This window comes from Streptomyces sp. NPDC007971 (assembly GCF_042958635.1).
Lineage (GTDB): Bacteria > Actinomycetota > Actinomycetes > Streptomycetales > Streptomycetaceae > Streptomyces.
The window spans coordinates 306,784-320,535 of sequence record NZ_JBIBJK010000002.1; the positions used below are offsets into that span (position 1 = coordinate 306,784).

Annotated in this window: 11 protein-coding genes; 8 read left to right on the plus strand and 3 right to left on the minus strand. The window is 71.8% G+C overall.

All coding sequences use genetic code 11. The features are described 5' to 3' along the window. Positions 1-127: 127 nt before the first annotated feature. The gene (locus tag ACFZCP_RS05185) at positions 128-298 is read right to left on the minus strand and encodes a hypothetical protein (protein WP_391424171.1); all 171 of its coding nucleotides are present in this window, start codon (positions 296-298) and stop codon (positions 128-130) included. A gap of 219 nt (positions 299-517) precedes the next feature. Further along, a complete protein-coding gene (locus ACFZCP_RS05190) occupies positions 518-3,493 on the minus strand; it encodes a BTAD domain-containing putative transcriptional regulator (protein ID WP_391424173.1) in 2,976 nt (991 codons plus the stop codon). Positions 3,494-3,682: 189 nt separating this feature from the next. Between ACFZCP_RS05190 and ACFZCP_RS05195 the strand changes: the two genes are divergently transcribed. From ACFZCP_RS05195 to ACFZCP_RS05220, 6 genes are all read left to right on the plus strand, one after another. Next, complete coding sequence (locus tag ACFZCP_RS05195) at positions 3,683-4,915, plus strand: amidohydrolase family protein (protein ID WP_391424175.1); 1,233 nt, start codon at positions 3,683-3,685, stop codon at positions 4,913-4,915. Then, a complete protein-coding gene (locus tag ACFZCP_RS05200) occupies positions 4,912-5,838 on the plus strand; it encodes a TIGR03619 family F420-dependent LLM class oxidoreductase (RefSeq protein WP_391424176.1) in 927 nt (308 codons plus the stop codon). Before ACFZCP_RS05195 ends, ACFZCP_RS05200 begins: the two co-directional genes overlap by 4 nt. A gap of 9 nt (positions 5,839-5,847) precedes the next feature. Then, positions 5,848-6,618: an SDR family oxidoreductase gene (locus tag ACFZCP_RS05205; RefSeq protein WP_391424178.1), complete on the plus strand. Its 771-nt coding sequence runs from the start codon at positions 5,848-5,850 to the stop codon at positions 6,616-6,618. Between the two features lie 121 nt (positions 6,619-6,739). Continuing rightward, positions 6,740-7,858 carry an LLM class flavin-dependent oxidoreductase gene (locus ACFZCP_RS05210; RefSeq protein ID WP_391424180.1) on the plus strand — a complete coding sequence of 373 codons (1,119 nt, stop codon included), beginning with the start codon at positions 6,740-6,742 and terminating at the stop codon, positions 7,856-7,858. Between the two features lie 87 nt (positions 7,859-7,945). Beyond that, positions 7,946-9,676, plus strand: coding sequence for an amidohydrolase family protein (locus ACFZCP_RS05215; protein ID WP_391424182.1), 1,731 nt, complete (start codon positions 7,946-7,948; stop codon positions 9,674-9,676). Continuing rightward, positions 9,673-11,124 carry an aldehyde dehydrogenase family protein gene (locus tag ACFZCP_RS05220; RefSeq protein ID WP_391424184.1) on the plus strand — a complete coding sequence of 484 codons (1,452 nt, stop codon included), beginning with the start codon at positions 9,673-9,675 and terminating at the stop codon, positions 11,122-11,124. Before ACFZCP_RS05215 ends, ACFZCP_RS05220 begins: the two co-directional genes overlap by 4 nt. A gap of 6 nt (positions 11,125-11,130) precedes the next feature. On the opposite strand, the gene ACFZCP_RS05225 is transcribed toward ACFZCP_RS05220, so the two are convergent. Further along, a complete protein-coding gene (locus ACFZCP_RS05225; protein ID WP_362681100.1) occupies positions 11,131-11,526 on the minus strand; it encodes a nitroreductase family deazaflavin-dependent oxidoreductase in 396 nt (131 codons plus the stop codon). A 180-nt stretch (positions 11,527-11,706) separates the two neighbouring features. On the opposite strand from ACFZCP_RS05225, the gene ACFZCP_RS05230 reads away from it, so the two are divergent. After that, positions 11,707-12,144: a hypothetical protein gene (locus ACFZCP_RS05230; protein WP_391424186.1), complete on the plus strand. Its 438-nt coding sequence runs from the start codon at positions 11,707-11,709 to the stop codon at positions 12,142-12,144. Between the two features lie 11 nt (positions 12,145-12,155). Further along, complete coding sequence (locus ACFZCP_RS05235) at positions 12,156-13,751, plus strand: peptidoglycan-binding protein (protein WP_391424188.1); 1,596 nt, start codon at positions 12,156-12,158, stop codon at positions 13,749-13,751. Position 13,752 lies beyond the last annotated feature (1 nt).

Sequence of the window (13,752 nt, forward strand, 5' to 3'; positions counted from 1 at the left end):
CCCGGGACCGGTTGCGGAACCGGACGCTCCGGCTCCCGGCCGTTGTGATCCGCCCCCGGACACACCTCGGCCGCGACGGCTCCCCCTCCGCGCCGCCGCGGCCGATCCCCCGTGCGAATCAAGGTGTTCAGGCAGGCTCGTCCGTCACGTGGATGTTGTCCGTGCTCGCCGTGCCGGTCTCCTTGGCGTCCGCCGCGAGCGGCTCGTCGGTGACGTGGATGTTGTTCGCGATGACGTCGTTCTTGCCGACGGGCTCGTCCGTGACGTGGATGTTGTCGGTGTGCTTCTTGTCGCTCATCTGCTGCGCTCCCCTGGCAGTGTCGTGCTGTGGATGCAAGATCCGTCCGGCTGCTCCCCCGAGCGCTGCCGGACGGATCTTGATGGACGGTTCACCCTAAAGGGACCGGCCGTATGCCGTGCCGTCTGCCCCCCGACGCGACGCTCCGGCATCCATGAGACTGCCGGGCCGCGATAAACGAACGATGAACGCCCTTTCCATGCCCGGCCCGGGGCCGGTTCAGGCGACCGACGCCGGCGTGAGCAGGCCGCGCACCTCGTCCGCCTCCGGCGCCTTCAGCGACTCGAAGATCTCCAGGGCCTCGCGCCAGCACACCTGGGCCCGGTCGAGGTGGCCTATTCCGTTGAGAGCGCGCCCGAGCACGGTGAGGGCGTTGCCGTGTCGCCAGTCCCCGCCGACGCCGCGCAGCAGCGTCAGCGCCATCTCGGCGTTCGCCGCTGCCTGCGCGGGGCGGCCGGCCGTGAGGTCGAGCTCGGCGAGGCGGAACACGGTCATGCCCTCCCACAGGCGCTGGCGGCTGTCCTGGAACACCTGCAGGGCCTGCTGGAGGCACTCGGTGGCCTCGGCGAGCCGCCCGCTGCGTGTGAGGGCCAGGCCCAGGGCGTACCGGCCGTTCGCCCCCTTCAGCGCATGTCCCATGGCGTCGTACATCTCCGTGCCCTGCTGGGCCAGGGCCACCGCGCTCTCCGTGCGGCCGGTGGCCAGGTGCGTGCGCGAGAGGTTGCACAGGGCGCTCGCCTCTCCCGGGCGGTCGCCCACGGCACGGAAGTTCTCCAGGGCGCGGGTGAAGTGCCGCTCGCTGTCTTCGTACCGGCTCTGGTACATCGCGATCGCGCCGCTGGCGTTCGACGACCAGCAGCTGGTGAGTGGATCACCGGCCGATTCGGCAAGCTCGATGGCTCGTTCGGCCTCCTGGCCGGCCTCGTCGAACCGGGTGCCGGAGATGTGGTGCACACAGGCCAGCGCCATGAACGCCCGTGCCTCGGAACGCCGGTCTCCGGCCTTCTTCGCCACATCCCGCAGACGGGCGGCAACCGCCTCGTACTCCCTGGAGTTGGTGCCCGACTCCGCCAGGTCCCAAGCCGCCCACAGGACGTCGACGGCACGCCGGAGCGTCGTGGGCTGCGCGGACTGGCGGACGCACGCCAGCAGGGACACCGCCTCGGCGTACAGCCAGTCCTGCGCCGTGTGCCGGTCGGAGAACGTCAGCCCCGGGTACTCGGTGCGCTCCAGGTGATCCACCAGCCGGTCCCCGGGGCGCTCGATCGCATAGACACCCGCCGCCGTCGCCAGATAGAAGTCCAGGAGCCGGGACATCGCCGCCACGCGTTCCCCGGCCGCCTGTTCGTCCCGTTCCGCGCACGCACGCGCGTAGAGACGGACGAGGTCGTGGAAGCGGTAGCGTCCCGGTGCCGCCGACTCCAGCAGGGAGGTGTCGACGAGGGACTCCAGCAGGTCCTCCGTCTCCTCCGGGGGAAGGTCGAGGACCGCTGCCGCGGCGGCGAGGGACATGTCCGGGCCGTCGGCGAGGCCGAGCAGGCGGAACGCGCGGGCCTGGGCCGGCTCCAGCTGGCCGTAGCCCAGTTCGAAGGTGGCCTTCACCGCCAGGTCCCCGGCCTGGAGTTCGTCGAGCCGACGGCGCTCGTCCGCCAGCTTCGCGGCGAGGACCGACACCGTCCAGGTGCGGCGGGCCGCCAGGCGGGAGGCCGCGATGCGGATCGCCAGCGGGAGGAAGCCGCAGGCGGCCACCACGTCCAGCGCCGCTTCCCGCTCCGCGGCCACCCGCTCCTCGCCCACGATCTTCGTGAACAGGGCGAGCGCCTCGTCCGGGGACATCACGTCCAGGTCCACCAGGTGGGCCCCGGCCAGGTCGACCATCCGGACCCGGGAGGTCACGAGGGCCGCGCAGCCCGCCGTGCCCGGCAGCAGCGGCCGTACCTGGGCCGCGTCCTTCGCGTTGTCGAGCAGGACCAGGACCCGGCGGCCGTCCAGGACGGACCGGTACAGGGCGGCGCGCTCCTCCAGGCTGTCGGGGATCGCCGAGTCCGCGGTGCCCAGGGCGCGCAGGAAGGAGCCCAGCACCGTCTCGGGTTCCGCGGCGCGCGAGCCCGCGCCCTGCAGGTCCACGTAGAGCTGCCCGTCCGGGAAGGCGGGGCGGGCCCGGTGGGCGACGTGGACCGCGAGGGTCGTCTTGCCCACGCCGCCGATCCCGGCCAGCGCGGAGACCGCCATGACCCGGCCCTCGGCCGCCGCCTCCGACGCCGACGCCAGCACCTCGCTCAGCTCGGAGACGGACGTGGAACGCCCGGTGAAGTCGGGGACGGACGCCGGGAGCTGGGCCGGGCGCACGGGTACCACCGTGGGCTCCGTCACCGGGGCGGACGGCTCGGCCAGTGCCGGGTCCGCCTGGAGGATGCGCTGCTGGAGTTCGCGCAGGCCCGGCCGCGGATCCACCCCCAGCTCCTCCGCCAGCAGGCGCCGCGTGTCGGCGTACACGGCCAGCGCCTCGGCCTGGCGGCCGCTGCGGTACAGCGCCAGCATCAGAAGTTCGCGCAGGCGTTCGCGCAGGGGGTGCTCGGCCGTCAGGGCGGTCAGTTCCGAGACCGTCTCCGCGTGGCAGCCCTGCTCCAGGTCCATGTCCAGGCGGGACTCCAGCAGTTGGAGGCGCCATTCATCCAGGCGGACCCGCTGCGCGTCGGCGTAGGGGCCGGGGACTCCGGCGAGCGGTTCGCCGTCCCACAGGCCGAGGGCCTGCTTCAGCACCTCGCGCGCATGGCAGAGGTCTCCCGCGCCGCGCGCCTTCTCCGCCTCCGCCGCGAGTTCCTGGGCCACCGCCAGGTCGAGCGCTCCCTCGCCGAGGGAGCGCACGGCGTAGCCGCCGGACTCGCTCACCAGGACCCCGGGGTCCAGCACCTTGCGCAGCCGCGAGGCGTAGGTCCGCAGCGCGGCCAGCGCCTGGGACGGCGGCTCGGTGCCCCACAGGGCGTCGATCAGCTCCGCCGCCGTCGCCGTACGGCCCTCGCGCAGCAGCAGGGCGGCGAGCAGGGCGCGCTGCTGGGGGGAGCCGGTGTTCAGCGTCTCCTCTCCGCGCCAGGCCCGTACCGGACCGAGCACGCCGAAGCGCAACGCCACCGGCTCCGCGACAACCGCGGAGCCGGGACGCCGCTGCTCAGGCACTCGCGGCCCACCGTCCATGCGTTCGCCCCCCTAGGCATCACGAACAACCCCGTCAGTTTGCCTTGTTCAGGGCGGTTGCGTCAGCCGTGGGAGACGCCGATCACAGACCGGCACACCTCAGTACACAAGGTCCTCACACGGTCTTCGCACACAGTCGGCCGACCACACTAGCTGACGGGTCGTCAGATCGGCGCTACGGTGAGCGCCATGGACACCCCGAGCGACTTCCCCCGGATCATTTCCGTCGACGACCACACGGTGGAGCCCGCGCATGTCTGGCAGGACCGGCTCCCGAAGAAGTACCTGGACGCCGGGCCGCGCATCGTCCGCGCCCCCCTGAAGGAAATGACCTTCCTGGGCGGGCGGTTCAAACCCGTCATGGGCGAGCCGGGGGGCGAGGGTCCCGTCGGCGACTGGTGGGTCTACGAGGATCTGCACCGGCCGCTCACCCGTCTCGACACCGCCGTCGGCTACAGCAGGGACGACATCAGGCTGGAGGTCATCACCTACGAGCAGATGAGGGCGGGGTCGTACGACGTCACCGAGCGGCTCGCCGACATGGACGTCAACCACGTCCAGTCCGCCCTCTGCTTCCCGACCTTCCCCCGTTTCTGCGGCCAGACCTTCACCGAGGCCCGGGACCGGGACCTCGCCCTGCTCTGCGTCCGCGCCTACAACGACTGGATGGTGGAGGAGTGGTGCGGGCCGAAGGCGCACGGGCGGCTCGTCCCCCTCACCCTCATCCCCCTGTGGGACGCCCGTCTCGCGGCCGAGGAGGTCCGGCGCAACGCCGCCCGCGGCGTCCGGGCGGTCGCCTTCTCCGAGATACCCCCGCACCTGGGACTGCCGTCGATCCACACCGACGAGTGGGATCCGTTCCTCGCGGCCTGCGACGAGACCGGCACGGTCGTCGCCATGCACATCGGCTCCAGCAGCAGGATGCCCTCCACCTCCGCCGACGCCCCGCCCGCCGTCGGCTCCACCATCACCTTCGCCAACTGCTGCTTCTCGATGGTGGACTGGCTGATGAGCGGGAAGTTCGAGCGCTTCCCGAACCTCCGGATCATGTACGCCGAGGGGCAGATCGGGTGGATCCCGTACATCCTGGAGCGCGCGGACGTCGTCTGGGAGGAGAACCGGGGCTGGGGCGGCGTCGCCGAGAAGGTCCACCGGCCGCCGTCCGAGCTGTTCGCCGGGCATGTCCACGGCTGCTTCTTCGACGACGCCTTCGGGCTCAGGAACCTCGACTCGATCGGCGTCGGCAACGTCCTGTACGAGACCGACTACCCGCACTCCGACTCCACCTGGCCCAAGTCCCGCGAGGTCGGCGAGGCGCAGATGGGCCACCTGCCGGCCGACGTGGTCGAGCGGATCGTCCGGGGGAACGCGATCGAACTGCTGGGGCTGACCGGGGACGGGCTCTGGCAGGGGTCCCGGTGAGCCGCCTGGAGTACGGCATCCAGCTGCCCGTCCAGTCGCAGAGCACCCTCTACGCCGAGGGCTGGGAGGCCGCCGCCGGGGCCGCCGACCTGGTCGCGATCGCCCGGGCCGTGGACCGGGCCGGGTTCGCCTACCTCGCCTGCTGCGACCACGTGGCCGTCCCGCGCCGGCTGGCCCCGTCCATGAGCACGGTCTGGTACGACCCCGTCGCCACCCTCGCCCACCTCGCGGCCGTCACCGAGCGCGTCCGGCTGCTCAGTCACGTGGCCGTCGTGGGCCTTCGGCATCCCCTGCTCACCGCCAAGCAGTACGCCACCCTCGACCATCTCAGCGGCGGGCGGCTCGTCCTCGGTGTGGGGGCCGGGCACGTGCGCGAGGAGTTCGAGGTCCTCCAGGTGGACTTCGAGCGGCGCGGGGCCGTGCTGGACGAGGCGATCGACGCGCTGCGGGCCGCGCTCGGGCCCGAGGAGTTCCCCGAGCACCACGGCAAGCTGTACGACTTCGCCGACCTGGGGCAGCTGCCCCGGCCCGCGCAGGAGCACGTCCCCGTCTGGGTCGGGGGCTCCTCGCCCGCCGCCGTCCGCCGCGCCGCGCTCAAGGGCGACGGCTGGCTGCCGCAGGGGGACCCGCGGGACCGTCTGCCCGCCCAGATCGCCCGGCTGCGGCGGCTGCGCGAGGAGCACGGCATCCGGGCGCCCCTCACCGTCGGGGCCATCACCGAGCCCCTGTACGTCGGCGAGGCCGGCTGGGAGGTCGGGCGGCGCACCCTCACCGGGGCGCCCGAGCAGATCGCCGAGTCGCTGCGGGCCTACCGCGCGATGGGCGTGCACCAGATCCAGGTGCGGTTCCGCAGCCGGGACCGCAGCGAACTCATCGACCAGATCACCGCGTTCGGCGCCGAGGTGGCGCCCCGGCTGGACTGAGGAGCGGACATGGGCAAGCTGGACGGGCGGGTCGTCATCATCACCGGTGCGGCGCGCGGACAGGGCGAGCAGGAGGCGCGGCTCTTCCGGGAGGAGGGCGCGCGGGTCGTCGTCGCGGACGTGCTGGACGACCAGGGGGAGGACCTGGCCAAGGAGATAGGGGCCCTGTACGTCCACCTCGACGTGGGCTCCGAGGACGGGTGGCGGGAGGCCGTCGGCGCCGTCGAGCAGGCGTACGGGCGCATCGACGGGCTGGTCAACAACGCGGGCATCCTGCGTTTCAACGCGCTGGTGGACACCCCGCTGGACGAGTTCATGCAGGTCGTGCAGGTGAACCAGGTCGGCTGTTTCCTGGGCATGAAGACGGTCGCACCGCGGATGGCGGACGGCGGGACCATCGTCAACACCGCCTCGTACACCGCGCTCACCGGCATGGCGGCCGTGGGGACCTATGCCGCCACCAAGCACGCCGTGCTCGGGCTGACCCGGGTGGCCGCGCTGGAGCTGGCGAGCCGCCGGATCCGGGTCAACGCCGTCTGCCCGGGCGCCATCGACACCCCGATGTCCAACCCGGCCCGGCTGGACCCGGACGCGGACCCCGAGGAGATGAGCCGGGCGCTGGACGAGCTGTACCGCAGGCTCGTGCCGCTGGGGCGGGTCGGCAGGCCCGAGGAGGTGGCCCGGCTGGCCCTCTTTCTGACCGCGGACGACTCCTCGTACATCACCGGGCAGCCGTTCGTGATCGACGGGGGCTGGCTGGCCGGGGTCAGCATCGTCTGACGCCGGATTCCGGCACAGCTGACCCGTCGTCAGCTATTGACGGTCGCGGCGGCCGGTGCGACAGTCGGCCAGCACACAACATCTGACGGAGTGTCAGAAACACTGAGGACGGTGAACCGCCGTGGAATTCGGGCTCTTTGTACAGGGATACGTGGGCAAGCGTGCCAAGACCGACCCGCTGGCCGAGCACAAGGCACTGATGGAGGAGACCGAGTACGTCATCCAGGCGGACCAGTCCGGCTTCAAGTACGCCTGGGCCTCCGAGCACCACTTCCTGGAGGAGTACTCGCACCTGTCCGCCAACGACGTCTTCCTCGGCTACCTGGCCCACGCGACCGAGCGGATCCACCTGGGCTCGGGGATCTTCAACCCGCTCGCCCAGGTCAACCATCCGGTGAAGGTCGCCGAGAAGGTCGCCATGCTGGACCACCTCAGCGAGGGACGCTTCGAGTTCGGCAGCGGCCGCGGCGCCGGCAGCCACGAGATCCTCGGCTTCCTGCCCGGCATCACCGACATGAACCACACGAAGGAGATCTGGGAGGAGACGATCGCCGAGTTCCCGAAGATGTGGCTCCAGGACGAGTACGCCGGCTTCCAGGGCAAGCACTGGCAGCTGCCGCCCCGCAAGGTGCTCCCGAAGCCGTACGGGAAGTCGCACCCGGCGATGTGGTACGCGGCCGGGTCGCCGCCGTCGTACGCCATGGCCGCGAAGAAGGGGCTCGGCGTGCTCGGCTTCAGCATCCAGAAGGTCTCCGACATGGAGTGGGTGCTGGAGAAGTACAAGACGGCCGTCGTGAACGCCGAGCCCGTCGGGGACTTCGTGAACGACAACGTGATGGTGACGACGACGGCGATCTGCGCCCCCACCCATGCCGAGGCGATCGACATCGCCGTGCACGGCGGGCTGCACTATCTGCCCTCGCTGGTGTTCCGGTACCACGACACCTTCCCGCGGCCCGAGGGGTTCCCCGTCTGGCCGGAGACGCTCCCCGAGTACACGCCCGAGTTCGTGGAGCTGCTCATCGAGGAGGAGCTGCTGATCTGCGGGGACCCGGACGAGGTGCTGCGGCAGTGCAAGCGGTGGGAGCAGGCCGGGGCGGACCAGCTGAGCTTCGGGTTGCCCGTGGGGGTGCCGAAGGAGGAGACGCTGCAGACGATCCGGCTGATCGGGGAGCAGGTGATTCCGAAGATCGATACGGATCCCGTGCACCGGACTTCGCGGTTCCGGGCTGCCGTGTGAGCGCCGTCGGCGGGTGCGGGTGCGTCGTGGCCGGTCGCGCAGTTCCCCGCGCCCCTTTTTCTGCGCCGGAGTTGAAAAGGGAGCCCCATGCTTGATCACCTCATCAAGGGCGCCACCGTCGTCGATGGCACGGGTGCGCCCGCCTTCACCGCCGACGTCGGGATACGCGGCGGCAGGATCGCCGCCGTCGGGCGGATCACCGAGGAGGCCCGCACCACCGAGGACGCCTCCGGCCTCGTCCTCACGCCCGGCTTCGTCGACCCGCACACCCACTACGACGCCCAGCTCTTCTGGGACCCCTACGCCACGCCCTCGCTCAACCACGGGGTGACGACCGTCGCCGCCGGGAACTGTGGGTTCACGCTCGCGCCGCTGAACCCCGCACGCCCCGAGGACGCCGACTACACCCGGCGGATGATGTCCAAGGTGGAGGGCATGTCCCTGGTCGCCCTGGAGCAGGGGGCGCCGTGGAGCTGGCACTCCTTCGGGGAGTATCTCGACGCCCTGGAAGGGCGGATCGCGGTCAACGCCGGGTTCATGGTGGGCCACTGTGCGCTGCGGCGGTACGTGATGGGGCCGGAGGCGATCGGCGGGCAGCCGGGCGAAGAGCAGCTGGAGCAGATGCTCCGGCTGTTCCACGAGGCCATGGACGCGGGGGCCTGGGGACTGTCCACCACCCAGTCCGGCACGCACTCCGACGGCGACGGGCAGCCCGTGGCCTCCCGGCACGCCGAGCCGCGGGAGCTGCTCGCCCTGGCCCGGGCCGTCGGCGAGCACGAGGGCACGCAGATCGAGGCGATCGTCGCCGGGTGCCTGGACCAGTTCAGCGACGCCGAGATCGATCTGTTCGTGGAGATGAGCGCGACGGCGGGGCGGCCCCTGAACTGGAACGTCCTGACCATCGACGCGGCCGTTCCCGAGCGGGTGCCCCGGCAGCTGAGCGCCAGTGAGCGGGCGCGGAAGGCGGGCGGGCGCGTGGTGGCGCTCACCATGCCGATCCTCACCCCGATGAACATGTCCCTGGGCACCTTCTGCGCCCTCAACCTCATCCCCGGGTGGGGACCGGTCCTCGCGCTGCCCGTGCCCGAGCGGATCGCCAGGCTCCGTGACCCCGCGACCGGGAGCGAGATGCTGCGGCGGGCCACGTCGAAGGAGGCGGGCGTCTTCAGGCGGCTCGCGAACTTCGGGCGGTACGTCATCGGGGACACCTACAGCGAGGCCAACCGCGGCCTCACCGGCCGGGTGGTCCGGGACATCGCCGCCGAGCGCGGGCAGGACCCCTTCGGCTGCCTGGTGGAGATCTGCGTCAACGACGACCTCCGTACGGTCCTGTGGCCGATGCCCAGCGACAACGACCCGGCCTCCTGGGCCCTGCGCGCCGAGACCTGGCAGCACGAGGACGTGCTGCTCGGCGGCTCGGACGCGGGCGCGCACCTGGACCGGATGTGCGGGGCGCCGTACACCACCCGGTTCCTCGGGGACTGTCTGCGGGGCCGCAGGCTGGTCGGCCTGGAGCAGGCGGTCAGGATGCTGACCGACGACCCGGCGCGGCTCTTCGGGCTGCGCGAGCGCGGCCGGATCCGCGAGGGCTGGCATGCGGACCTGGTCCTCCTCGACCCGGAGCGGATCGACGCGGGCCGGGCCACCCTGGTGCACGACCTGCCGGGCGACAGCCCGCGGCTGGACTCCAGGGCGCTCGGGGTGCGGGCCGTGTGGGTCAACGGCGTCGAGGCGATCCGGGACGACGTGGTGAGCGGCGCGGTACCGGGCCGGGTGCTGCGCTCCGGACGGGACACCGGGACGGTGAGCACGAGGTGAGCGACGGGCAGCGGCTGTTCATCGGGGGCGCGTGGGCCGAGCCGGACGGCGGGTACTACCCGGTGGTCGACCCGGCCACCGAGGAGACGGTCGGGCACGCACCCGAGGCCTCCGTGGCGCAGACGGAGGCGGCCTGCGCGGCGGCCCGGGAGGCGTTCGGGGCCTGGTCGCGGACCGGGCCCGAGGAGCGGGCGGCGGTCCTCGGGCGGGCCGCGGAGATCATCCGCGGCCGGCTCCTCCCGTACGCCGACCTGGCGCAGGCCGAGACCGGGGCGACGACGGGGACGGCCCGGGCGATGCAGGTCGGGGTGGCCGCCGCCCGGTTCCGCCGGTACGCCGCCGTGGAGCCCGCCGAGTGGGCCGTTGCGCCGCAGATCAACGAGGCGGGGCCGATGGGGAAGGCGGGAGTGATGGGGGCGCTGGCGGTGCGGCAGCCCGTCGGGGTCGTCACCTGCATCACCTCGTACAACAACCCCTGGGCCAACCCGGCCGGCAAGATCGCCCCCGCGCTGGCGATGGGCAACACGGTGGTCGTCAAACCGGCCCCGCAGGACCCGCTGTCCGTCTACCGGATGGCCAAGGCCCTCCAGGAGGCGGGCGCACCCGCGGGTGTGGTGAACGTGGTCTCCGGGCGCGCCACCGAGGTCGGTGCGGCCGCCGTCGCCTCCCCCGACGTCGACATGGTGAGCTTCACCGGCTCCACGGGCGTCGGGCAGCGCATCGCCGAGGTGTGCGGGCGGGACATGAAGCGCCAGCTGATGGAGCTGGGCGGGAAGGGTGCGGCCCTCGTCTTCGACGATGCCGACGTCGCCTCGGCGGTGGCCGGGATCGGGACGACGTTCTCCTTCTACAGCGGGCAGATCTGCACGGCACCCACCCGGGTGCTGGCCCAGCGCGGGGTGTACGAGCGGCTCGTCGAGCAACTCGCCGCCTACGCCACCCGGTTGAAGGTGGGCGACCCCAGGGAGGCCGGCACGGTCGTGGGGCCGCTGATCTCCGCCGAGCACCGGACCCGGGTGGAGGCGTACGTCGAGCTGGGCCGCAAGGAGGGCGCGACGGTGGTCGCCGGCGGCGAACGCCCGCCGCTGGAGCGGGGATTCCATGTCGCCCCGGCGGTACTGGCCGACTGCACGAACGACATGCGGGTGGTGCGCGAGGAGATCTTCGGGCCCGTGGTGTCGGTCGTCCCCTTCGACGAGGAGGACGAGGGCGTGGCCCTCGCCAACGACTCCGACTACGGCCTGATCGACTACGTCTGGTCGGGCGACGTGGCCCGCGCCTTCCGGGTGGCCCGGCGGCTGCGGGCCGGCGGTGTGGGCGTCAACACGGTCGGCCGCAACATGGAGGCGCCCTTCGGCGGCTTCAAGAAGAGCGGGGTCGGCCGGGACGTGGGCTCCTACGCCCTGCACGCGTACAGCGAGGTGCAGGCGATCGTGTGGCCGGGGTGAGCGGGCTCAGTCCGCGAGATCCACCCGCACCGTCAGCAGGTCGGTGCCGAAGGCCCGTACGGCCGCGCTGTTGAAGCGGGGCAGGGCGCGCAGCCGCGCCACGGCGTCGTCCTCGGGCAGCAGGTGGGCGGTGCCGTGGTGCCAGCGGCCGCCGATGCGGACGCGGACCTTCGGGTCGGCCTGGATGTTGCGCACGTACTGGGACTTGAACCCGAACTCCGAGACGATCCAGAAGGAGTCCCCGACCCGGCGCCCGCCCACCGGCGTGGGCCGGGGCAGGCCGGAGGAGCGGCCGGTGGTCTCCAGAAGGGTCTGGAACGGCAGGCGCCGGTTGAGCGGGTTGGCGAGGTGGCGCTGGAAGCGGGTGACGATCCGCTGCTTGAGGCCGGCCTGGGACGACATGTCTGGGACTCTCCTGATCTGCTGAGATCTGCTGAGATCATGCTGCACGGGCGCACCGCCCGGATGCCTTCGGCGGAAGCTGTGGCAGCCCTGTGGGGGCGGTGTGCTTCACGGACGGGCGTACGAGCGGCGCGTGTTAGCCTCCCCCGCGGTCATGATCTATCGCAACGGGGGAGCCTGATGGGCACGTCTTCGGACGGCTACACGGTGAAGTCCGGTATGTCCGGCCAGGCGAACGAACTGGACGGCGCCGGCGACGACATGGGGAAGATACGCACGGCGATCACCCCCGGTCTCTGCTACATGGACGACGCGCTGGGCGGCCCGGACTCGGCCGCGGCGTTCAACGCGTTCGCCTCGGCCTGGGAGGAGGAGGCCAAGACGCTGGAGGCGGCCCTGCACCAGCTCGCCGACAAGGTACGGCTCGCCAAGGGTGCCTACCGCGGCAGCGACGGGCTCGTGGACACCAGCGTGCGCAACGTGACCGTACCGGCCGGGGACAGCCACCTGACCACCATGCCCTCGTACGCCGGCCGCCCCTCGGCGCTGGCCGACGACAGCCACCTGACCACCATGCCGACGCAGGGCGACCGTCCCTCCGCGCTGGCCGGTTACTGAGGGGCCGGGCGATGACGGAGTCCACGACCGACCGCCGTAAGCGGCTGGCCGAGCTGAGCAAGAGCATCTCCTCGGCCGACAGCAAGAACGACCTGATCGACGCCATCGAGGACGCGCTCGGTGTGTCCGCCCCGGTGGGCGACACGGCGACCCTGGAGACCCTGGGCAAGCTCTACCAGAAGCAGGATCTCAGCGGCGTGTACGAGCGGGTCGACAAGGTGGCCCGCAAGGGCCTGCCCGAGGTGTGGGTCGGCGACACGAGCGTCCTCGCCTCCGATGCCGTGTCCGCCGCGGGGCGGGACGTGTCGGAGATGTCCCGGGCGACCTGGGGCGGCGGACTGGCGCTGCTCACGCTGGCCGACTCCCTCAAGGACGCCAAGTCCACGGACAGCGACGGGCGGCAGATGCTGCAGTCGGCGCGCACCACGCTCGGCGGCCGGGACGGTTTCTTCGACGACTGGTACGAGGACGACGACGAGGAGGCCGTACGGCTGAACGCCCGTTCGACCGCCTCGTACGGCGTCGGCCTGATGCACAAGGCCGCCGAGGCCGCCGACGACGCCGCCCGCAAGGCGGCCCGGGACCTCAACAAGTGGGCGTCCGAGGCGCGCGCCGGGAAGATGAAGACCGGTGAGCTGTCGCCGGTGGACCGTCTGATGCTCGCCGACACCAGCAACGCGGCCGGCGACCCCGCGTACAACGAGATCCTCAGCGCCAACGACCTCAAGCGCTCCGGCGAGCGGATGGACCGGCTGAGCGCCGCCGACCGCGCCCGCATGGACCGTCTGCTCACCGATGCGCAGACGCCGCAGGAGAAGGCCTACATCATGAAGGCCCTCGCCTCCGGGTACAGCGTCGACCAGGTCCAGGACTTCACGGGGAAGATCCACGGCAAGGACCCGGCGTGGCTGCAGCGGCACCTGTCGCCCGTCACCACGCAGGCGGACAGCATGAACAACGAGGGGCTCAACCCCGACGGCTCCAACCGCAACACCGACGACCAGGCGTTCGACGGCCAGAAGTGGATCCAGGGCGGCGACGGCCAGGAGGGCAGCTGCGTGGCCTCGTCCACGGTCACGGCCCGGGCGATGGTCGACCCCGTCTACGCCCTCGGGATCACCGGCGGTCCCAGCGGTCAGGAGGACGACCCGGCCGCCTTCCGCAAGCGCCTGGTCGACGAGCAGCACCGGGTGCACGAGGAGGGCGACGGCGACCACACCCACTTCTGGACGGACACGCCCGACGGCATGGACAACGACGGCAAGACGGTCGTCGTCAACAAGGAGATCAGCCCCCACACCGGCAGCGGGTACAAGTTCCAGGAGGTCCACGGCGCCGACGACCGACGTGCCGTGCTGCCGGACATCGAGAAGGCGGTGGCGGACGGCAAGCCGGTTCCCATCGGCATCGAGGGCCACGACAAGAACGGGGACCGCTCCGGCCACGCGGTGATGATCGTCGGCCAGGAGGGCGACAAGCTGGAGATCTACAACCCCTGGGGCACGACCACCTGGATCAGCGAGGACGACTTCGTCAACGGTGGCATGGCCAAGGCCAGTGACAACGACCTTCCCGACGCGTACGCCGTCCACATCCCCCAGGACTGAC

What these genes read in the sequence shown, in the direction of transcription:
- ACFZCP_RS05185 (WP_391424171.1), bottom strand. Translation starts at nt 298, where the DNA reads ATGAGCGACAAGAAGCACACCGACAACATCCACGTCACGGACGAGCCC.
- ACFZCP_RS05190 (WP_391424173.1), bottom strand. Translation starts at nt 3,493, where the DNA reads ATGGACGGTGGGCCGCGAGTGCCTGAGCAGCGGCGTCCCGGCTCCGCG.
- ACFZCP_RS05195 (WP_391424175.1), top strand. Translation starts at nt 3,683, where the DNA reads ATGGACACCCCGAGCGACTTCCCCCGGATCATTTCCGTCGACGACCAC.
- ACFZCP_RS05205 (WP_391424178.1), top strand. Translation starts at nt 5,848, where the DNA reads ATGGGCAAGCTGGACGGGCGGGTCGTCATCATCACCGGTGCGGCGCGC.
- ACFZCP_RS05215 (WP_391424182.1), top strand. Translation starts at nt 7,946, where the DNA reads ATGCTTGATCACCTCATCAAGGGCGCCACCGTCGTCGATGGCACGGGT.
- ACFZCP_RS05225 (WP_362681100.1), bottom strand. Translation starts at nt 11,526, where the DNA reads ATGTCGTCCCAGGCCGGCCTCAAGCAGCGGATCGTCACCCGCTTCCAG.
- ACFZCP_RS05230 (WP_391424186.1), top strand. Translation starts at nt 11,707, where the DNA reads ATGGGCACGTCTTCGGACGGCTACACGGTGAAGTCCGGTATGTCCGGC.
- ACFZCP_RS05235 (WP_391424188.1), top strand. Translation starts at nt 12,156, where the DNA reads ATGACGGAGTCCACGACCGACCGCCGTAAGCGGCTGGCCGAGCTGAGC.